The sequence below is a fragment of the Campylobacter sp. CS_NA3 genome (assembly GCF_027797495.1).
GTDB lineage: Bacteria > Campylobacterota > Campylobacteria > Campylobacterales > Campylobacteraceae > Campylobacter_B.
The window spans coordinates 1,212,150-1,233,546 of the sequence record NZ_CP115609.1; the positions used below are offsets into that span (position 1 = coordinate 1,212,150).

The window sequence follows — 21,397 nt, forward strand, 5'->3', positions numbered from 1 at the left end:
GTTTAAAAAAAATTATGCAAGTTCAGATTTTATCTGCCCTACCCATGCTTCTATGCGAGATTGCGTTAAATCGCTTTGATTGTCGTTATCAAGTGCTAAGCCTACAAATTTGCCGTCTTTTACGGCAGCACTATCATCGAATTCATATCCGTCGGTGGCTACTGCGCCAACGATTTTAGCACCTTTTGCGACGAATTTTTCGTAAAGTTCGCCCATTGCATTGCAATAAGCATCCGAATAGCTCGAACTATCGCCCATACCGAAAATCGCAACAACTTTGCCTGATACTTCAAGTCCGTCAAAATCGAAATCCGCCCAGTCATCTTGTAACTCGCCGTCGTTCCAAGTCGAGCTTCCTATAATAAGCGATGAAAATTTGTTTAAATCGCTAGGACTTATGTCGGCGACATTTACCACCTCGTTTTCTAAGCCTAAACATGCAGAAATCGCCTTTGCGGCGTCTTCTGTATTCCCCATAGAACTACCAAAAATAATTCCTACCATTTTATTTCCTTTCAAAAAATTTTGTTATTTATGCTATATGGAACAAGTTTTACTTTTAAATTTGGCTCAAATTCGAAGCTTTTTATCTCGATATGTCGCCTAAAATTCGCACTTCTTGGATAAACTAAATAAAGCATATCGAATTTGCCTTTTTGTAAAAGTGCATTTTGCAAATCATGGCTAAAATTTTCCGTGTTTAAATTTGAAATTTCTTTAAAATTTGGCAAAATTCCAAGTCTGAATTTATCTTTTTTAATAACGATAATATCATCATCAAAGGTGATTTTTAAGTTTTTATTTTTATGCGAGATTTTATCAAAAACAAAATTTTTAAAACAATAATTTGCATCAAATTCTATGCCAAAATCAAACATACTTCTTAATAAAAAAATTATTTTCGCAACTTTTAAATTCGGCAAATTTGCCAAATTTGGTTGCGGTTTATTTTGCAAAAAAGAAAAAATAATCAAATTTGAAGATACACAAAATTTGGTTATTTTTTTAAAATTTAGTGGTTTTTTTGCTAAATTGTGCGTTATAAAATTCCTAAAAATTTGATTTAATGCAGTGCAATTTTTTGCAAATTTCGGCGGAATTTTATAATCTTTATCAACATTTGCATTATAAATCGTTAAAAAAATCTCTGAAATTTTCTCTTTTTTCAAATTTGAAAAAATTCTTGGCGCAAACTCGCCGTTTTCGCAAAAGCCGAATTTTTCGCTACTATTTTGTAAATTTTGCAAAAATTTACTCCGCACACGACGAGCAAGAAAATTCTTGATTTAAATTAAAAACTTTGCAATACTCACAATACACGCAGCTAACGCTTCTTTTAGCGCAAACTAACGGAATTTTTAGTTTTTTTGTTTCACTTTTAATTTTTTTCATGGTGTTGTGATTTAAAAAACTTGTTAGCATAACCACGCAGTCAGTTCCAGCGGGAATTGGCTTTCGATTTACCCTATTTTCGTTTCTAGCGTCCCAGTGCTCTATATCTTTTGCGCCTAAATTCCTTAAAACTGCCTTTATGGGAGTTATTTCATCAGCCCCGATAACCAAAACTCTCATTTTATTTTCCTTTTTCAATTTTTAATTTGATAATTGATATTATAAAATTTTTTTCTTTAAATTAAACTGATATTCTATATCATAAAATAAATTTATAATAAATATTCTCAAAAAAAATTCAAATAAAAATTTTAAAAAATCAAAAAATATAATCAAATAAATCAAATTTAATCAAATTTCAAGTAAAATACCCGTTATGAATAAGGCTATTTTTTTGGATCGAGACGGAGTTATAAACGAAGATAGCGGATATGTAAGCAAAGTTGAGAATTTTAAGTTCATCGACGGCGTTTTTGAAGCGTTAAAAGGCTTTAAAAAGCTTGGTTTTTTGCTTATCATCGTTACAAATCAATCAGGTATCGGCAGAGGTTTTTATAGTCTTGAAGATTTTGAAAATTTAAATAAATTTATGCTTGATGAATTTGCTAAAAACGCAGTTTTTATCGATAAAGTTTATTTTTGTCCGCATAGCCCTGAATTTGGTTGCGAGTGCAGAAAACCGCGTGCAGGTATGATTTTACAGGCGATAAGCGAATTTAAAATTGATCCGAAAAATTCGGTCTTAATCGGCGATAAGCCTAGCGATATAGAAGCAGCCAAAAATGCGAATTTGGCAAATGCTTATCAAATAGGGATTCACGGAGCAAATTTATATGAAATTTATGAAAAAATAAAGGATAATTTATGAGAATAGTTATCACAGGTGGTGGCGGATTTATCGGCTCAAATTTGGCAAAACACTTTATGGCTGAACATGAAGTTTTGGTGGTCGATAGCTTTCGCTCAAACAAAACTTTTAGCAACGGCAACTTACGAAGTTTCGGGCATTTTAAAAATTTGCTAGGATTTGACGGGGAAATTTATTGTGGCGACATTTGCGATGAAAAAACAATGCAAAAAATTAGGCACTTCAAACCTGATGTTATTTTCCACGAAGCAGCCATTTCCGATACCACAGTGAGCGAACAAGACGAACTTTTAAAGGTAAATTTAAACTCATTTTACGATTTGCTTGAAATTTCGCGTGATTTAAATGCAAAGCTCATTTATGCAAGTTCAGCGGCAACTTATGGTAATGCTAGTGCCCCACAAAAGGTATTTGAATGCGAAAATCCAAACAATGTTTATGGTTTTAGCAAACTTATGATGGATAAAACGGCTTTGAAATTTGATAAAGAATTTGGCACCAAAACTATCGGTTTAAGGTATTTTAATGTCTATGGCGGTGGCGAATTTTTCAAAAACAAAACCGCTTCAATGGTGCTTGGGTTTGGGCTTCAAATTTTAAAAGGAAATGCGCCAAAACTCTTTGTCGGAAGTGATAAAATTTTTAGAGATTTTATCTATATAAAAGATATTATTAACGCTAACGAACTTGCGATGAAATCAGATACTAACGGCGTTTTTAATGTCGGAACAGGCAATGCTAGGAGTTTCCAAGACATAGCCGACATTTTACAAAACGAACTTGGCACGAGTTACGGCAACGAATATATCCCAAATCCATTTAGCTCACAATATCAGTTTTTCACACAAGCCGACATTGAGCCGACTAAAAATTCACTTGGTTATACGCCAAAATGGACGCTAGAAGCAGGGATTAAAGATTATCTACCTGAAATAATTAAAATTCATGAGAGTTTGAAAAATGGCTAAAATACTAGTTATCGGCGATTTGATGATAGATCATTATATTTGGGGAAGTTGCGATAGAATTTCGCCAGAAGCCCCAGTGCAAGTCGTTTTAAAGCAAAATGAAAACAAAAGACTTGGCGGAAGCGGAAATGTCGTTTCAAATTTGATCGCCCTTGGAGCGCAGGTTGGCGTCATAAGCGTAATCGGCGACGACAGCCTTGGCGAAGAGATATTAAATTTAATCTCGCTTCGTGGCGCAAAAGCTGAGCTAGTCATAAAAGAAAAAGGGCGAAAATCTAGCCAAAAATCACGCATAATGGTCGCTCACCAGCAGGTTTTGAGAGTTGATACCGAAAGCGTTTGCGATATAACCTGCACCACTGAAATAATCGCTAAATTTGATGAAATTTTATCTCGCTATGATATAGTTTTGCTAAGCGATTACGGCAAAGGTGTTTTGAGTAAAAATTTATGCCAAGAAATCATTGCCAAAACTACGGCTAAAAACAAAATGGTCTTAGTCGATCCAAAAGGCAAGGATTATTCAAAATACAAAGGTGCTACGCTTCTTACGCCAAATAAAAAAGAAGCAGGAATCGCGCTAGATACGGACCTAAATTCATCACAAAGCATAAATCAAGCCGTGCAAAATTTAAAAGAAAAATTCTCTCTAAAATATGGTCTTATAACGCTTAGCGAAGAAGGCATTATTTTATGCGATGAAAATTCGCAAATTCGCTCTTTTCCTGCACTTGCCAAAGAGGTTTTTGATGTAACGGGTGCCGGAGATAGCGTTTTAGCGACTTTGGGATACTGCTTGGCAAGTGGAGCAAACATAGATGAAGCCATAGAAACTGCAAATTTAGCAGCCGCGGTCGTGGTCGGCAAAGTAGGCTCGGCAGATGCTGCTTGGAGCGAAATCGAAGCCCTAAAAAGCACGAAAATCGGCTTAGAGCGAAAGATCGTCGATTTGCCGACTTTGCTCGGGCTTTATCTAAAAGATAAAAAAGTGGTTTTTACAAACGGTTGCTTTGATATTTTGCATGTGGGGCATATTTCGTATCTGCAAAAAGCAAAAGAGCTTGGCGATATTTTGATTGTGGGGCTAAACTCAGATCGCTCTGTAAAAGCTCTAAAAGGCGATCCGCGCCCAGTAAATGAGCAAAATGATAGAGCTAAAATGCTTGCAGCTCTTGAATGCGTGGATTTTGTGGTGATTTTTGACGATGATACGCCACACGACTTAATCAAAGCCCTAAAACCTGATATTTTGGTAAAAGGTGCAGATTACACAGGCAAAAAAGTGGTTGGTAGCGAATTTGCTAAGGAAACGAAACTGATAGAATTCGTTGAAGGCAAAAGCACAACAAATTTGATAAATAAAATTAAAGGTTAAAAAATGTTTGAAAATGAATTAAAAGCGCATTTAGAAGTCGCACAAAAAACAGCGAATTTAAGTAACGCGGTCAAAAAAGCGACTGATATTATAGTAGAGTGCCTTAAAAACGGCGGGAGAGTTTTGATATGTGGCAACGGCGGAAGTGCCGCAGATAGCCAACACTTCGCAGCAGAACTAAGCGGTAGGTATAAAATCGAGCGAACTCCGCTAGCAGGAATCGCCCTTACCACCGATACTTCGGCATTAACAGCCATCGGAAATGACTATGGGTATGATGCGGTTTTTGCTAGACAATGCGGTGCAATCGGACGAACGGGCGATGTTTTGGTAGGAATTTCCACAAGCGGAAATAGCAAAAATGTGCTAAATGCCTTTGAAGTCGCCAAAAAAATCGGTATGCGAACGATAGGTTTTAGTGGCAAAGGCGGCGGCGCGATGAACGAAGCGTGTGAGCTAAATTTAGTAGTCCCTAGCGACGATACAGCCAGAATCCAAGAAATGCATATTTTGATTATTCACACCATTTGCGGTGGCGTGGATAAGGCGTATATGGAATAAAATATGAAATATCCCGTTTATGTAATTTCTTTGGAAAGAGATACCAAAAGAAGGCAGAATTTAAAAAAACAATTTCGAAGCTATGATGAATTTGAAATCATCTATGCTGTAGATGGTAGCAAAATACCGTCAAAAGAATACTACAAATATATGATAAATTCGCTAACTGAATACTCCATACTTCTAGCTCCAAATGAAGTTGCCTGTTCGCTTTCACACATAAAAGCATACGAAAAATTTTTAAATTCAGGCGCAGAATACTGCTTGATTTTAGAAGATGATGTTATAGGTAGCGATGAGTGTATCAATAAAGCTTTTGAATTAGCCGAGAAATTACCTAAAAATAGCATATTTCACTGCGGTAAGAGAAAAAATTTAGAAACAATTTGGGGGAAAAAAGAAGATGATAATCTAATTTTAGTTTCAAAATTTGCTCACTATTTGCTAACGGGGGCTTTTGCTTATGTTCTAGATAGAAAAATCGCCCAAAGCCTTTTAGATACTCAAAGAAATACACTTTGCGAAGCAGATAATTATAAATTTTTCTCGCAAAAAATAAATTTTAACTTATATTATACCGATATTTTTCACCATGAAGACCTGACGGAAAAAAATTCAAACTTGCAAATATCAAGAAATCAACGAGCAATAGCTGATAAAAAAATAATCCAACCAAAACATTCAACAAAACTTAGATGGCTAAGATTTAAAGATAAATATTTAAGCGGAAATAAATATTTTCAAATTTAAATTTATAAATTTAGGAAGCTACTGCTTCCAAAACCATTTTCGGTGTTAAATTTTTCATGCACTCGTGCGTTTTTAATGGGCAAATTCGCTTCATGCAGGGCATACAAGGCAAATTTAGATGAACGATTTTTGCATTTTTGTTCCCATACGGCGAAGTCTCATCAAATCTAGTCGGTCCAAAAACGGCTACACTTAGGATTTTAAAAGCTGCTGCGATATGCATAGGGCCGCTATCGTTTGTGATAAAAAGATCTAAATTTGCGATATTTTCGCAAAGCTCTTTTATACTCGTTTTTCCACATAAATTCACACAAACTACGCCATTTTGTCTTAAAATTTGCTCGATTTCATCGCAAATTCCCTTTTCGCCCACTCCACCAAAAATCACAATATCAAATTTATCTTTCAAAACAGTCGCCACTTCGGCAAAATAAGCAGGATACCAACGCTTTGCCGAGCCGTAAGTAGCTCCCGGATTTAGTCCTAAAAGTTTTTTTTGTGAATTTAGAAGCGATTTTTTTTCAAAATACAACTTTTGATCTTGCGTTAAATTTTGTAAATTCAAAGCAGAATTCACAAAATTTAGATATTTTTGCACTTGATGAATTTTTTCGCCGTTGTTTTTAAATATAAATTTACGCCCTGCATTAGCAAATTTAAGAAAAACTCTGCTTGCAAAATGCGAACGAAAACTCACGGCGATGTCAAATTTGCCAAGATTTTTTGCCGTTTTTATCAAATTTAAAAGCCTAAATTTACTTTTTCTACTCTCATCAATGACGATTTTTTCGCAGTTTGGGTGATTTTCGTATAAATTTACACTTGCAAACGAGCCAAAAAAAACGATCTTTGCACCTCGCAAATTTAGGCATAAATTCTCTACCGCCGCACTCGCCATCACGCCGTCCCCTAACCACGACGGAAGCTCAATCAAAATTCGCATTTATCGCCCTTGATAACTATTAATAAAAATAATTTGTTTCATAAATTTCATATTCCATTTTTTTAATAATTTTTTTGTTATAATACCCAAATTTTTAGAAAAAAGACCGATAAATGATAATTTCAAGTGAAAAAAAAATAAAAATTTTTGACAATGCAATATTTGTTTTTATTTGTCTATATTTTTTAGCACAATTTATAAGACACTTAAATGTAGTAAAATCAATAGGCGTTTATACGGCTATCCCACTTATAATATTTTTTATAATTTTATGCCATGAAATAGCAATAACTAGATTTAAAGAGAATTTCAAAAAGAATAAAATTTTATTTTTTATAGTATCTTTTTTGGTAGCTACAACGCTTATATTATCGATTTCGCCGTATGATCCGTCACATAATTCACTTAAAGAATTTATGCGAGTTGTAAAAAAAGAGTATCTACTTTTTGTTATGCTACTTTTTTGGTTTGACGGAAGCGAAAAAAGATCAAAAATCATTTTTTGGGTTTTAGTTGGTTCGCTTTTTTATGAATCGATTTATACCATTATAGATAGTGTAATAAATTTTGATTCAAAAATGTTGCAAAAAAGAGTAAAAGTAGTATATAGAGATTATTCTATATGTGTCGATGCGCTTTTTGCTTTTTGTCTTGTAGCCATTTTATTTGTCAAAAAGAAAACTTGGCTACAAATATCGCTAATGCTTTTTTTAGCAGTTATAATTATTTTAAATATTTTAACAGGCGCTAGGGCAAGTTGGTTGGCTCTTGCACTGACATTTTTATTTTGCATTTTCTTTTTACTACTTAAAAATAAATTCAGCGTAAAAACGGCACTTTATATCGGTATGTTTTTTATTTTAGCAGGCGGGGCATTTAGCGTTGCGTATGAAACTTTTCCACATATAAAATATAAATTAACACAAAAAAATGTTACCAGCGGGAGAGATTTGATTTTAAAAAATCGTTTGCCTTTAATTTTAAATAGCGACAGAGCCTTAATAGGCTTAGGCTACGGCACGACTCAATACGAAAAATTTATTTATGACAATAGAAATAAAGCTACTGGGAAACTAGGTCCAGGTAGAACCGAAAGAGATAAAAACAAAAAGGTGAAATTTATTCACTACTGGCACGACGAACCTGCATTTATAGCTTATTATTATCATGTCGGCGTTGGGGTTATATTTTTTATAGCATTGGTATTTTTTATAGCTTATAAAGGCATAAGCGAATATATCAAAAATAATAATTACCTGCTCTTGGGCGTATCTTTATCGGCAATCTCTTTTTATTTGATCAGAGGGCTTTTTGAGTGGTTTGGAATTCAAACTATAATCGCACTTAGCGCACTTTTTATAGTATTAAACTATAAAAATAAAGAAGCGGTAACAAATGAAAATTGATTTTGGTAAATTTATAATCAAATTTTTACTTTTAAATAAACGCATAAAAAAAAGCGAATTTGTAAATTCAGACGAATTTGAAAATGTATGTTTTTTTTCAAATTCTGCTATCGGCGATACCTTATTTAACACTCCTGTTTTTCGTGCTTTTAAACAAAATTTTCCAAATAAAAAAGTGGTTTCGGTTTTAGATCCGAGAAATTATGTTTTATTTAAAAACGATCCAAATTTAGATGAAATTATTTTGTATCGCAACAAATGGCGAAATTTTTTTCAGATCGCAAAAATTTTAAAAAATAAAAAAATAGATACCATTTTTATTTTGCACTCAAACGAGCCACAAGCCACGCCGTTGGCAGTTTTTAGCGGTGCAAAATATATTTTTAAACTGCCAAATTTGCATAATGAATTTAATAAATTTCACTCAAATTCGCCAAGCGATGAAAATTTAAACGAATATGTAGTGCAAAGAAGATTAAATCAACTTAAATTTATCGGTATCAATAGTAGCGACACAAAAATGCAAATTTTCTTTGATGATGATGATTTTAGCAGTGTTAATGAGATTTTTGAAAACTCTAAGAAATTTAAATTTATCGGCTTTCAAATGGGAGCAAGCGTGATTTCTAGGCAGTGGATTTTTGAGTATTGGGGTGAGCTAGCAAAAATGCTTTTAAAGCACGAAAATATAAAAATAATTTTAACAGGAAGCCCGGGTGAGCGTAAAATAACCGATAGATTAGAGCAAATTTTAGGTAGCGATAGGGTTTTAAATTTGGCAGGGAATTTTAATCTTAGAAAATCAGCCGCCCTAATTTCAAAACTAAATTTATTTATCACCCCAGATACCGGTCCGTTTCATATAGCCATAGCCACCAAAACGCCCACTATATCGCTTTATGGAAGTAGCAATCACAAAGAAGTATATCCAAACTACGACCAAGAAATTCACAAATTTATCCAAAAGCCGATTATTTGCAAACTTTGCGAAGATAGAAAATGTATCTGCCAAAAAGGTATGCGTCAAATCAAACCAAGCGAAGTATATGAAAAAATAAAAAAATTTGGACTTTTAGATTAAATCAAATTTAACTCTTGCGCTTTAAGTCTAATAATTTTACAAATAAGAGCAAAATCTAACTCTGTTAAGCACTTGCTAATGCCCGAATTCTCACAACCTTTCGCACCACACGGAACGCAATGCCTGTCATCTTGGATAACGATGTGCTTATTTGTGCTTTGGATTCCTTTTCTAGCTAGATAATTACTTTTTTGCAAATCATTATCCCAAGGCCCCCATTCAAATGCACCGCTTGGTCCAAAAAATGCGATAACAGGCGTATTATTTGCAGCACTAATATGCATTATAGAAGTATCCACTCCGATAAAAAGTCTAGCTTTTGAGTTTAAAAATGCCACTTCTTTTAAACTTAGATTTCCTAAAAATTTAATAGGATTTGATTTGCAAAGGCTTAAAATTTGCTCATTTTTTTGCATTTCATCTTCATTTTTATCACCAGTTATAATGACTTTTATGCCTAAATCAATCTCGCAAAAATCAATAATCTTAGCAGCAAGTTCATCGCTTAAACATTTAAAAAAATCTATACTCATTAGATGGATATGAATAAAATTTTGTGGCAAATCGTTGAATTTTTCTCTAAAATCATCAAAATAGATAGAAACTTTTTTACTAACAGGCTCAAATCCTAAAACTCGCAAAACATCTAAATTCTGTTCTACCGTATGTTTTTCTTCGCTATGTTTCAAACTTTTTGTAATAAATTTATTTAACTGCGTGTGTCTTGTAGGATAGGCAACAATCTCTTTTGCGCCGCTTAAAATAGCCAAAATAAGCCCACGATCGCCTTCTGTGGTTTGGATAATAATGTCAAATTTTTCTCGCCTTAATTCAAGAGCAAATTTAATCTCTCCCCAAATTCTAGCAAAGATATTTGCATTTTTTATCTTTTCTCGCTCATAAATGTGAATTTTTGCTACATTTGGATTTTGCGTTATCATCTCTTTTGAGCTACGATTTAGAGCAAAATGAATTTGGGCATCTGGATAAAAATGTCTTAAATTTTCTAAAAGCGGAGTAGTTAGTAGCACATCACCGATACGCCTAAATTTCATAACTAAAATTTTCATTTTATCTCTTCGCTCCGTAAAATTGGCTCATTTATAACTCTCTTCATAGTAGTGATTAAATTTTTTATGCATCCAAAAATACTCATCGGGCTTAGCTTCGATAACTTTTTTTGTGGCATCGCTTTGCATTTGGGTTGCAACCTGCACGGCGTTTTCGCTAATCTCGTTTATGTCGATAGGCTCGTAAAATTCAATATCAGTCATGCTTTCCCCGTTTCTACGGGCAAAAAAAGGAACGATTAGGGCATTTAGCTTTTGCGCAAACACAGAAGCGGCAGGTGTATGCATAATCTTTTTGCCAAAAAATTCGCACTCTATGCCCTCATTTCCTGCATTTTGATCGACTAAAATTCCAAGCATTCTGCCGTTTTTAAGCGCTCTTAGCATTTCTTTTGCACCGCCTTTTTTCGAAATCAACTCTATGTCAAATTTTACCCTATTTTTGGTTAAAATTTTATCCATCGCCACACTATCAAGCTTTCGCCCGACTATACTCATTTTACCAAATTTTGCCCCCATAGCAAGTCCCATTATCTCCCAGTTACCATAATGCGCTGTTTGCACTATAATCGGTCGTCCCGAATTAAGTGAATTTTCTAAAAAATGTGAATTTATAAAATTTACCTTTGCTAGAATTTGGTCTTTGTCTAAATTTTGATTTTTTAAAAAATCATAAGCAAAAAATGCAAAATTTTTATATGTTGATTTTATGATTTTATCGATTTCATTTTTATTCAAATTTGGAAAGCAAAAGCCCAAATTTACGCTCATTATGCGATAATGCTTTTTATCAAATTTATAAAAACAAAATGCGATAAAATTTAAAAATCCTAATACAATTTTATTTGGCAAAGCATTTACAACAAAATTGAAAAATTTATATAAAAATAGATAAAATTTATCCATTGTCTAGCTCTTTTTTGTAGCTTTCGTCATAGAAATGCCTAAATTTTCTATGCATCCAAAAATACTCATCTGGCTTAGCTTCGATAACTTTTTTTGTGGCATCGCTTTGCATTTGGGTTGCGATTTGCACTGTGTTTTTGCCAAGCTTGTTTATGTCGATAGGCTCGTAAAACTCAAAGTCCGTTAAATTTGGATTTTCTAAATTCCTACGGGCAAAAGCAGGAACTATCAAAGCATTTAGCTTTTGTGCAAAAACAGAAGCCACAGGCGTATGCATAATCTTTTTGCCAAAAAATTCGCACTCGATACCTTCAAAACCGGCATCTTGATCGACTAAAATTCCAAGCATTATCCCTTTTTTTAGCACACTTATCATCTGCTTTGCGCCGCCTTTTTTATCGATTAGCTCTATATCAAATTTTTCTCTTTTTTTTCTTAAAATTTCGCTCATCACGGCACTTTTTAGTCTTCGCCCTACAATGGCGATTTTTCCGTATTTTGCTGCCATTGCTAGGGAAGTTATCTCCCAGTTACCATAATGCGCTGTTTGCACTATAATCGGTCGTCCCGAATTAAGTGAATTTTCTAAAAAATGTGAATTTATAAAATTTACCTTTGCTAGAATTTGGTCTTTGTCTAAATTTTGATTTTTTAAAAAATCATAAGCAAAAAATGCAAAATTTTTATATGTTGATTTTATGATTTTATCGATTTCATTTTTAGCTAAATTTGGAAAGCAAAAGCCCAAATTTACGCTCATTATGCGATAATGCTTTTTATCAAATTTATAAAAGCAAAATGCGATAAAATTTAAAAATCCTAATACAATTTTATTTGGTAAAGCATTTACAACAAAATTAAAAAATTTATATAAAAATAGATAAAATTTATCCATTTAACAACTCGTTTGCTTTTGAAATTATCGCTTGTGGCGGTATTTCATTGATACAAAAATCATTTTTATCGATTTTTTTTGGATCGATTTTTTTGCCTGTATCGATCACCAAATTTATCGGCGTTTTATATGCGTTTCGCCGGCTTGGGCGATTGCCAAAAAGCGTGATTGAACGCACATTTTGCGCCCATGCAAGGTGCGTTATGGCACTATCATTTCCGATAACCAAATTCATATTTTCCACTACGCTTATCATTTCATTTATACTCAAACTTGGCAAAACTTCGGCGTTAGCGCCCCCTGCGATGCGTTCGGCACGCTTTTTTTCGTTTTCATTGCCATGACAAATGTAAATTTTTTCTGCATTTAAGCCATTTATAACTTGTTTAAATTTGTCGTAACATTTGCTTGGCTCACTCGCAAACGGCGCTATTAAAACATTTTTAGCATTAGCAAATTTTAAATTTGTTGGCTTAGTGCTAAAACATTTTCGCTTATTTAAAATTTCATTTTCATCAAATTTAAAACCCAAAGCCTTACTTGCTAGTGTCAAATAGCGAATAATCGTATTTTCGCCGTAATCACAAGGAATTTTATCTTTATAAAAATTTGCAGCAAAACTCTCTCTAAGGCTAAATTTATCAAATCCAAAAGTGTTTTTTCCTAAAACTCTAGCCACAATGGCGGATTTAATCAAACCTTGAAAATCCAAAATAAGATCAAATTTGCCACTAAATTCTTTTAAAATTTGGTAAGATTTTGCGATTTTTTTATCTTTAAGCGGAATTTTTATAATGCCGTTTAAATTTGGCAAATTTTCTAAAATTTTGGCAAATTTTTCATCGCAAACCCAGTAAATTTCGGCATTTTCTACATTTTTTTTGATAAATTGCAAGACTACCGAAGTCTGAATTATATCGCCGAGTGCCGAAAGCCTAATTATCGCTATTTTCAATCTTTTTTCCGTTTTTAAATTTAACTAAATATTTTATAAAAAAAATCCTAAAAAAGCGGTAAAGGGCAATTAAACTCGCTCTTTACTCGCTCAAAGTATTCGCTAACTCTTTTAACGCCTTGAAATTTACCTTGCCACTACCAAGCACAGGGATTTCATCGATTTTTTTGATTACGCTTGGTTGCATAATGCCCGTGATTTTCGAGCTTTTTATTCGCTCATTAATCTCACTTTCACCTAGCTCACCACTATAAAGCATTACGATTTTTTCGCCTTTTTTATCATCACTAACATTTGCACACGCAAAATTTATCTCATCTTTAAAAATTTCACTTAATGCACTCTCAACTGCGCCCAAACTTATCATCTCGCCACCGATTTTAGCAAATCTAGAAAGGCGATCAGTGATAAATAAAAATCCGTCGTCGTCCTTATAGCCTATATCGCCACTTTTGTAGTATCTAACGCCGTCATTTTCGATGATGACTTCTGCAGTTTTTTCAGGATTTTTATAATATTCCTTCATAACTTGGCTTCCGCCGATTAAAACCAAGCCTTGTTCGCCGTTTTTAAGCTCTTCATAGCTATTTGGATCTACGATTTTTACGATGGTTCCGGGTAGCGTTAGCCCAACGCTTCCTGGTTTATTAAAAATTAGTTCGCCAAAAAAATCAGGCTCTAAAATGTTTGGCGTATTTATACAAACCACAGGCGCAGTTTCGGTTGCGCCGTATCCTTCGTAGGCTTCTATACCAAATTTAATCTTAAATTCTTGGCGAACCACCGAATTTAGCTTTTCAGCACCTGCTACGACTAAGCGAAGAGTTGAAAACATTAACGGATTTAATTTTTTATTTTTGGTATAAATTCGCAAAAATGTCGAAGTGCCAAACATCAAACTAGCACCATATTTTGCCGCCATTTTACCGACACTAAATGCATCTGTTGGATCAGGCACATGTATGCTAAGCAATCCTTCATTTAATGGAAAATACGCAGTTACAGTTAGTCCAAAGCAGTGGAAAATCGGCAAATTTGCTAAAATAGCTTCATTTTTACTTGCATTTACCAAATCCGCAATTTGTTTTATATTTGCCATTAAATTTTTATGCGTCAAAACCACGCCTTTTGGGTTGCCCTCGCTTCCGCTACTAAATAAAATCACCGCTTCATCGTCGATTTTTGTGTAGTGAAAATATAGAAAATCAAGCATAAATTTAGGCAGCAAAACTGCTTTCAAAAGTGCTTTTACTCGGTCATTTTGCGAAATTTCTTTGCCTATGTCTTCAAGGAAAACTAACTTCTCGCCGATACTACTTTCTAAATCAAATCCACGACCTTTTAGGCGTTCGATAAAGGTGCGAGAAGTTATGATATGCTCTAACTCAGCCATCCCAGAGCATTTGATTAAATTTTCTTCGCTTAAAGTGTAGTTTAAATTTACAACGACTTTTCCCAGCATAAAAAGCACCAAATTTACGATGCTTCCCATAACCGAGCTTGGCAAAACAACGCCGACATTTCTATTTTTACCAAGAATTTTCTCAAATTTATTGTGAAATAAAATCGAAGCCGTTAGCACCTTTAAATTTGTCATTGTTAAGCCCGTCGTATCGACCATAACCTTTTTAAAAAGATTGCTTTTAGCCTGTTTTAGCCAGTTATACTGCATAGGTTCTAGCGAATTTAAATATTTTTCCCAGCTAAAAAATGATAATTCAACCACTTTTTCTTTGACTTGCGGTGCTTTTGAATTTATATCCATTGGTTTGCCAAAACTTACACGAAGTGCCGATTTACCGTGCTTTGAAAATAGTTTTTTGTAGTTTTTATCGGCTCTTGAAAATGTCGAACCCCAAAGCCCCCTTATGTAAAACGGCACGATTTTTGCGTTAGTATCGTGTGCTGCGACTTCAAAGCCGTGCTGAAATTCATCGATTCGTCCGTTGTAGCTAATATGACCTTCCGGAAAAAGTGCCACAACTTCGCCGTTGTTTAATTTCGTTCTAATAGTTTCAATGGCACTTTTGCTAACTCCTGCACCAATCGGAATAACTTTGAAAATTTCCAAAAACCATTTTAGATACCAAAGATCGTAAAAGCTTCTGTGCATAGCAAATTTGATTGGGCGCGGGGAAGCGATTTGCACGACAGCCCAGTCAATCCAGCTAATGTGATTTCCAAGCAGTAAAACACCGCCTGTTTGTGGTATATTTTCAACGCCATCGACATTTACTTTATAGCCCATTTTTAGGAAAGGAATTGCCAAAATTCGCACAAACAAATGCGGTAAGTATTTAATCGCAAAAAGCGCACTTATCAAAACACAAATGGCTGCTAAAATCAAAATATGCCTTGTGGCAATAGGAAATTTAACAAGCAAAATAACCAAAACAAGGGCAAAAAGCATAAAAATATTTTGAACAAAATTACTTCCTGCCAAAACGCGACCCATTTTGTGTTCTGGCGTGAAAAATTGGATATTTGCATTTAAAGGAACTATAAAAATTCCCCCAGCAAAACCAAATCCAAAACTAGCAACCATCATCCAAAACACAGAGTGCGAATTTGCTAATCCCATTAAACATAAAAACAGACCAAACGCACCAAAAGGCACGATTCCCATTTCAATATGTTTTTTGCAATAATTTCCCGCCGTTATAGAACCAAGCGTGATCCCTATGATACTCATCGCTAAAATTAGTTGAACTAATGCAGCGTTATCAATGCCCGTGATTGCCTTAAAATGGGCAGGGAAAACAGCGATGATAAGCTGTGAAACGCCCCAAAATACGCCAAGCCCGAGTGTGCAAAGCAGAACATTGCTACTTTTTAGCACAAAATTTAAATTTTCTTTTAAATATCCTAGCGTGTAGTATTTTTTTGCTTCAAATTTAGCTTCGTTATTTGTAGCTTCAAAATATGGAATTTTAAATGCAAAAACAGCTTCTGCTATCGCGCAAATCACCAAAATAACGCCGATAAACCAAATCGACTGCAAAGTTTCGTTTATACCTTCGCCGACAACGACGATTTTTTCAAAAATTATAGAAAAAATCAATGAGGCAAAAAGTATCGCAACGACCGTGATTCCTTGAATCAAGCCGTTTGCAGTTCCTAAATTTTCAAGTCCGACAAAGCGTTTTATTAGACCATATTTTGCAGGCGAATAAATCGCACTTTGAAATGCAAGTAAAAGAGTAAGCGCAAATGCAGCATAAAACCAGCCAAAATAGTAGCTAATCGTGATTAAAAGCGTAAGCAAAACGCCAAGTAGCGCCATAGCTCTTATAACTTTTGTGCGCGAGAATTTGTCATTTACAAAACCTGCAACGCTAAAAAATAGGATAAACGGAAGCAAAATTAGCATATTTACAATCGCCGTTGTAATCGCTAAAAATTCGCCGTCAAAGCTCTTAAAAAGCACATTTTGGATTGTGATTTTATGCCCTAAATCAACACTAGCGTTTATAAACATTATAGCTATAAACGCCCAAAAACCTTTGATATTAAATAAATTTCCCATTAAAATACCTTTTTAGTTTAGACATAAAATCCTACCAAATTTTTGCTTTAAAACTATAAAAATCGTAAAAATTTAAGCCCGAATTTGTTAAAATTGCAGGATTTTTATTTTTACGGAGACGATATGGAAGTTACGGTTACCAACAAAGATGTTACAAATTTGAATAAATTTATGCTTAATCATAGCAAAAGTGCGAAAAAACAACGATTTTTTAGCACTTACGCGATTCCTTTTGAATTTATACTAGTGGGCATCATCACAGATACACTTTTGAAATTTTCGCCATTTACTACGATTATTTCTACTATTTTAGCGGCTCTTTGGCTGATATATTTTCCAAAATTTTACAACAAAAACATAGAAAAAAATATCAAAAAAGTAGAAAATTTAAATCTTAGCGATTCAAAAATGAATTTTATAGTTAAAGATGACAAAATTTCATTTTCACCTGATAACACACCAAAACCTAGCGAAATTTTTGATATTAGTTTGCTAAAAAGAATAGTTTGCACTGATGAAAATTATTTTTTAGGCTTTGATAAAAGCGTTCATATCGTGCTTCCAAAAACAGACGAAATAGCTCAAATAGCACAAAGCCTAAGCCAAAAACAAAATATAAAAATAGAAAATGTGGAAATTTAGATTAAATTTGGCAAAATAGCGCCAAATTTAATCCTTTTAAATCAAATTTACAATTTAAAAATATCTTTTATAGCAGATATTTGTTTATTTGCCATTGTATCGCTATTTTTGGAGATATAACAACACTCTAAAATCGGTTCTAAAACTTCGCTAAAAAAGCTATTTAAGCTATCTTGTGTGATTTGGGAATTGCTTTGAAAATCAACTAGTTTCATAAAAATACCATGCCCTATTTCGGTACCCAAACGACCGTCTTTGGCGATAAAATCGTTTAAATTTCGGCACACAGCCACACAAGCAGCTGAATTTTTAATTTTTTCTTCATTTAGTGTATCTTCGATAACGCTATAATTACAACCCATTTTGACCCAGTTAAAAACCTTAGCAGATGATGGCGAAATGCCGTCATTTTTGCCATTTGTAGCACATAAAATGTATAAATTTTTTGGCACAGCAAAATACGACCTGCCGTTTTCTACAACCACACTAAATTCAGCCTTTTTGGCTTCATCAAATTTATCGATGATGTGCGAATTTTTCGTGCGTATCATCGAAAACGGCTCATTTTGATCGTAGCGTTTTTTCAAAAGTTCAACCGTTTCGCCAAAAATTTCATCAAATTTACCGCAATTAATATTATCTATTACCAAATAATATTCATTTTGCGGATCGCTTAGAGCCTTTTTGCAAATTTGTTTAAATTCGCCGTTTGTAAATTCGCTTCCGATAAATCCATCTATAATGTCGCTATAATCGTAACTTTGGTGAAGCGAAATATAGCTAAACCTATCATAGCTTAATTTTTTTGATTTGATAATTTCTGCTATTTTTCTACTTTTGCCCGAACCCACAGCTCCATAAAAAATGGTATTTTTGGCTAAATCTTGTGATTTAAAATTTTTGATATAATCAAAAAATAACCCGGTATAAATATATTTCATCAACGAATTTGCATCGCTTGGATACGGAGAAAATTCGCTTAGAAATTTATCACATAATCTTTGAAAATCGCTAAAATTTAATATTTTTTCGCCAAAAGTTTGCTCTAACATTTCTGCGTTTTCAGCAGAATAAATAAAACTCGGAAAGGTTTCATTTAACATCGCAAACGCAGAAGCTATCGTATAAAGTTCATTTTTTTCTATGCGGCGGAAATTTTCATTGTCTGCAATTTTAAAATTCAAAAGTCCGTCATCTGTCAGATAAAGTTCAATCTCATCAAATGAAGTCGCATTAATGGCTGTTTTTATAAATTCGACTAAAATCAAAGGCTGATTATGCAAAACTAAATCAAAATAAAAAAGCGAAATCTCGCCACCGATGGTATAAAAAATCTTAAAAATAGCATCATAAAATTTGACTAACTTTCCTTTAAATTCATCTCTTTGTGTCCTATCGGCACAAGTTGTGTTAAAATTTTTGGCTACATTTTCTATAAAAACATAAAGTGAAATTATGCTTTTATCTTCCCCTTTTAGCGTATTTTCAACGCTTAAAGCAGAAGCATTTTGAAAAATTTCTTTTTTGGCGATAATTTTATTTTTAAAAACAAAATCATAATAGTGCGAAGTCATATTTGATTCTAAAATTTTATCAATAAAGAAAAACTCGGCTCGTTCATATTTTTCACCAAGTTCTAAAATTTTCGTGCTATGAATATTTCCGTCGCTTGAATTTATATAAAAATTCTGAAAAAAATCATTTTCTGTTTCATTAAATGAACTTAAAACTGCCCTTAATTCGCCTAAATATTTTGCTATATTGTTTGATTTTTTTACCCAAAATTGATTTTTGTTATGGATTTTCCAGCTCTCAACCATTAATTTGACATTTTCAGGACTCGTTTCTAACATTTTTTATCCTTTGAATTTAGTTAAAAATTTATGAATTTTAGTGTAAAAGTTATTAAAATACAATCAATTTTAAATTTATTCTCGTCCGCTAAGAAGCGGCACAAATTCGCAAGATTCTATGATTTTTTCTACGATACGATACGATTTTTCGCCTGTTTTATCAAAATTTAAAGCCCCATTTGTGCTTAAATTCGGTAAAGGCATTTTTGTAAATTTGATGATTTGTTGAACGCCGTTTTTCTCAATCGGAGCAACCAAAATTCCGCCCATTGTAAGCTGATCAAAAAGCCGTTTGTCGATCTGTTTTGCGGCCGCTGAGAGCAAAATTCTATCATAAGGAGCATAGTCTTTCCAGCCTGCGTTTCCATCATCGTAACGCACATTTATGTTGCTTAAATTCAAATTTGCAAAGTGTTTTTTGGCTTCTTTTACCAAGCGTTCTATGCGTTCGATTGTAAAAACTCTACGCACGATTTTGCTTAAAATGGCAGCTTGATAACCACTTCCACAGCCGATTTCAAGGACACTATCTGCATTTTCTAACTCTAATGCCATTGTCATTTTCGCAACCGTCAAAGGCGAACTTATCCATTGATTTCCTAAAATGGGTTGGGCATTTAGGCTAAATGCGTAAGCCGAAACAGGGACAAACTCAGAACGAGAAATGGCACAAAATGCTTCATATAAATTCGGGCTGATTTGAATTTTATCGGCGATTTCGTCCGCCATTTTCGCACATCTTGCTTTTTCCAAAGGTTGCATTTGTATCCTAATTTTTTAAATTTAACGGCGATATTTTAAGATAAATTTGCTTAAATTTAAGATTTTTATGAATTTTTGCAACAACAAATTCGTAGTTTTGAATTTATAAAATAGCAAACAGCGAATTTAACCACTGGCGATTGCTTCGAAATGCTTCGCATTTCTCGCAATGACAAATTATGCGATTTTGTTTAATTTATAAAAAAATATTCAAGACAGAATAGGCGTAGTAAGGCATAAATTCGGACGATTTCAAGCGAAACTACCTTTGTCGGTAGTGAGCGTAGGAATTGTCCGAATTTACGCCTTAATCCGTTCAAGTCTGGGGAATTAAAAACAAAAATATTTCAATTCCACAAGACATTTAAAAATCGTCGAAGCTTAGGCTACCTTTTGAATAGTTCGTAACCTTACTTTCAAAAAAATTCGACTTTTGATCATTAAATTTAGAAAAATCATCAACCCATTTTATCGGGTGGGAAGCATTGTATTTCTTTTCTAGTCCGATTGCAAGTAGGCGTTGATCTACCAAATAGTGAATATACTCTTCGATAATATCATCTGTAAAGCCCATTATTTGGTTATCTGTGATATATTTTCCCCATTTGATTTCCAAATTTCCTGCCGCTTCAAACATTTCATAAATTTTATCTATATTTCGCTCGTGGAAAAGATCAGGTCGTTCCTTGCGAACCGAATTTATCATATTTTGAAAAAGCAATAAATGCGTGATTTCATCTCTTTGAATAAAGCGAATCATTTGCGCTGAACCCAGCATTTTTCCGGCACGAGCTAACGCATAAATCGAAGTAAATCCGCTATAAAAATAAATTCCTTCTAAAATTTGATTTGCAACCATAGCCAAAAGCAGTTTATCTTCGGTAACTTCGCCCGCAAGCTCTTCATAAATGCTTGAAATGTAATCGTTTTTCTCGCGCAAAACATCGTCGTGTTTTTCCATTTCATAGATCAAATCGGTATTTTCGCAAATGGCTTCGACCATAACGGCGTAGCTTTTAGAGTGATTTGCTTCTTCGTAGGCTTGTCGCGCTAAAATCGCATTGATTTCAGGGGCTGTTATATAAGGATTTATATTATCAGCCAAGTTGTTTGTTTGGAAGCTATCCATTGAGATAAGTTGGCTCCAAACCAAATCATACATGCGTTTTTCGGCAGCTGTTAAGTTGAAGTTATAGTCCCTAACATCATCAGTTGTATCAACCTCTTTTGGAAACCAAGTATTTGCTTCCATTATGTCCCACAGTTTCAAAGCCCATTGATACTTTGCTTTTGTGAAATTTAAAATTCCTTGCGGATTTCCGCCAAAAACCTTGCGATTTGTAAGCGTTTCATCAGAAAACGGATTGTAGATTTTTTTCCTATTCATTGCATTTCCTTTGATAAATTTATCGGTAATTTTAACTAAAAGTTGCTGAAATTTATA

General features: G+C 33.8%; 20 protein-coding genes. 8 read left to right on the plus strand and 12 right to left on the minus strand.

The genetic code is table 11. The features are described from left to right. Nucleotides 1-12: 12 nt before the first annotated feature. From fldA to PF026_RS06070, 3 genes are read right to left on the minus strand one after another with little or no spacing between them, the layout of a single operon-like run. Nucleotides 13-504 (minus strand): flavodoxin FldA, encoded by a 492-nt coding sequence (gene fldA, locus PF026_RS06060; RefSeq protein WP_270863617.1) that lies wholly within the window; start codon nt 502-504, stop codon nt 13-15. A gap of 11 nt (nt 505-515) precedes the next feature. Beyond that, entirely contained in the window at nt 516-1,247 is a 732-nt protein-coding gene (locus PF026_RS06065; protein ID WP_270863618.1) for a hypothetical protein, read from the minus strand. A 4-nt stretch (nt 1,248-1,251) separates the two neighbouring features. Continuing rightward, nucleotides 1,252-1,572, minus strand: coding sequence for a DUF2325 domain-containing protein (locus tag PF026_RS06070; RefSeq protein ID WP_270860528.1), 321 nt, complete (start codon nt 1,570-1,572; stop codon nt 1,252-1,254). Between the two features lie 196 nt (nt 1,573-1,768). Here PF026_RS06070 and gmhB point away from each other — a divergent pair, with 196 nt between their 5' ends. The 5 genes from gmhB to PF026_RS06095 are packed head-to-tail and all read left to right on the plus strand — an operon-like array spanning nt 1,769 to nt 5,914. Further along, nucleotides 1,769-2,260 carry a D-glycero-beta-D-manno-heptose 1,7-bisphosphate 7-phosphatase gene (gmhB, locus tag PF026_RS06075; RefSeq protein ID WP_270863619.1) on the plus strand — a complete coding sequence of 164 codons (492 nt, stop codon included), beginning with the start codon at nt 1,769-1,771 and terminating at the stop codon, nt 2,258-2,260. Further along, entirely contained in the window at nt 2,257-3,228 is a 972-nt protein-coding gene (gene rfaD / locus PF026_RS06080; protein ID WP_270863620.1) for an ADP-glyceromanno-heptose 6-epimerase, read from the plus strand. Before gmhB ends, rfaD begins: the two co-directional genes overlap by 4 nt. Then, a complete protein-coding gene (gene rfaE1, locus PF026_RS06085; protein ID WP_270863621.1) occupies nt 3,221-4,603 on the plus strand; it encodes a D-glycero-beta-D-manno-heptose-7-phosphate kinase in 1,383 nt (460 codons plus the stop codon). Before rfaD ends, rfaE1 begins: the two co-directional genes overlap by 8 nt. A 3-nt stretch (nt 4,604-4,606) precedes the next feature. Beyond that, on the plus strand, nt 4,607-5,164 hold the full coding sequence (gene gmhA / locus PF026_RS06090) for a D-sedoheptulose 7-phosphate isomerase (protein ID WP_270863622.1): 558 nt from the start codon (nt 4,607-4,609) through the stop codon (nt 5,162-5,164). A 3-nt stretch (nt 5,165-5,167) separates the two neighbouring features. Further along, a complete protein-coding gene (locus PF026_RS06095) occupies nt 5,168-5,914 on the plus strand; it encodes a glycosyltransferase family 25 protein (protein WP_270863623.1) in 747 nt (248 codons plus the stop codon). A gap of 10 nt (nt 5,915-5,924) precedes the next feature. Here PF026_RS06095 and waaF read toward each other — a convergent pair whose 3' ends face one another. Next, nucleotides 5,925-6,857: a lipopolysaccharide heptosyltransferase II gene (gene waaF / locus PF026_RS06100; protein WP_270863624.1), complete on the minus strand. Its 933-nt coding sequence runs from the start codon at nt 6,855-6,857 to the stop codon at nt 5,925-5,927. 113 nt (nt 6,858-6,970) lie between these two features. Between waaF and PF026_RS06105 the strand changes: the two genes are divergently transcribed. Next, nucleotides 6,971-8,263: a hypothetical protein gene (locus PF026_RS06105; protein WP_270863625.1), complete on the plus strand. Its 1,293-nt coding sequence runs from the start codon at nt 6,971-6,973 to the stop codon at nt 8,261-8,263. Continuing rightward, nucleotides 8,253-9,344 (plus strand): glycosyltransferase family 9 protein, encoded by a 1,092-nt coding sequence (locus tag PF026_RS06110; protein WP_270863626.1) that lies wholly within the window; start codon nt 8,253-8,255, stop codon nt 9,342-9,344. The genes PF026_RS06105 and PF026_RS06110 overlap by 11 nt, the downstream gene beginning before the upstream one ends. On the opposite strand, the gene rfaQ is transcribed toward PF026_RS06110, so the two are convergent. From rfaQ to PF026_RS06135, 5 genes are all read right to left on the minus strand, one after another. After that, entirely contained in the window at nt 9,341-10,414 is a 1,074-nt protein-coding gene (gene rfaQ, locus PF026_RS06115; RefSeq protein ID WP_270863627.1) for a putative lipopolysaccharide heptosyltransferase III, read from the minus strand. The genes PF026_RS06110 and rfaQ overlap by 4 nt on opposite strands. A gap of 27 nt (nt 10,415-10,441) precedes the next feature. Beyond that, nucleotides 10,442-11,320, minus strand: a complete 879-nt coding sequence (locus PF026_RS06120; RefSeq protein ID WP_270863628.1) for a lipid A biosynthesis lauroyl acyltransferase — start codon at nt 11,318-11,320, stop codon at nt 10,442-10,444. After that, nucleotides 11,313-12,215, minus strand: a complete 903-nt coding sequence (locus PF026_RS06125; RefSeq protein ID WP_270863629.1) for a lipid A biosynthesis lauroyl acyltransferase — start codon at nt 12,213-12,215, stop codon at nt 11,313-11,315. The genes PF026_RS06120 and PF026_RS06125 overlap by 8 nt, the downstream gene beginning before the upstream one ends. Continuing rightward, nucleotides 12,208-13,170: a lipopolysaccharide heptosyltransferase I gene (gene waaC / locus PF026_RS06130; protein WP_270863630.1), complete on the minus strand. Its 963-nt coding sequence runs from the start codon at nt 13,168-13,170 to the stop codon at nt 12,208-12,210. The genes PF026_RS06125 and waaC overlap by 8 nt, the downstream gene beginning before the upstream one ends. Before the next feature lie 82 nt (nt 13,171-13,252). Continuing rightward, complete coding sequence (locus PF026_RS06135) at nt 13,253-16,696, minus strand: acyl-[ACP]--phospholipid O-acyltransferase (RefSeq protein WP_270863631.1); 3,444 nt, start codon at nt 16,694-16,696, stop codon at nt 13,253-13,255. Between the two features lie 123 nt (nt 16,697-16,819). Here PF026_RS06135 and PF026_RS06140 point away from each other — a divergent pair, with 123 nt between their 5' ends. Further along, nucleotides 16,820-17,338: a hypothetical protein gene (locus tag PF026_RS06140; RefSeq protein ID WP_270870407.1), complete on the plus strand. Its 519-nt coding sequence runs from the start codon at nt 16,820-16,822 to the stop codon at nt 17,336-17,338. Between the two features lie 47 nt (nt 17,339-17,385). Here PF026_RS06140 and PF026_RS06145 read toward each other — a convergent pair whose 3' ends face one another. The 3 genes from PF026_RS06145 to PF026_RS06155 all read right to left on the minus strand — a co-directional run bounded on the left by PF026_RS06145 (nt 17,386) and on the right by PF026_RS06155 (nt 21,340). Then, nucleotides 17,386-19,191 (minus strand): hypothetical protein, encoded by a 1,806-nt coding sequence (locus tag PF026_RS06145; protein ID WP_270870406.1) that lies wholly within the window; start codon nt 19,189-19,191, stop codon nt 17,386-17,388. Between the two features lie 75 nt (nt 19,192-19,266). Continuing rightward, nucleotides 19,267-19,953: a protein-L-isoaspartate(D-aspartate) O-methyltransferase gene (locus tag PF026_RS06150; RefSeq protein WP_270870405.1), complete on the minus strand. Its 687-nt coding sequence runs from the start codon at nt 19,951-19,953 to the stop codon at nt 19,267-19,269. A gap of 364 nt (nt 19,954-20,317) precedes the next feature. Beyond that, nucleotides 20,318-21,340, minus strand: coding sequence for a ribonucleotide-diphosphate reductase subunit beta (locus tag PF026_RS06155; protein WP_270863634.1), 1,023 nt, complete (start codon nt 21,338-21,340; stop codon nt 20,318-20,320). Between the last annotated feature and the right edge of the window lie 57 nt (nt 21,341-21,397).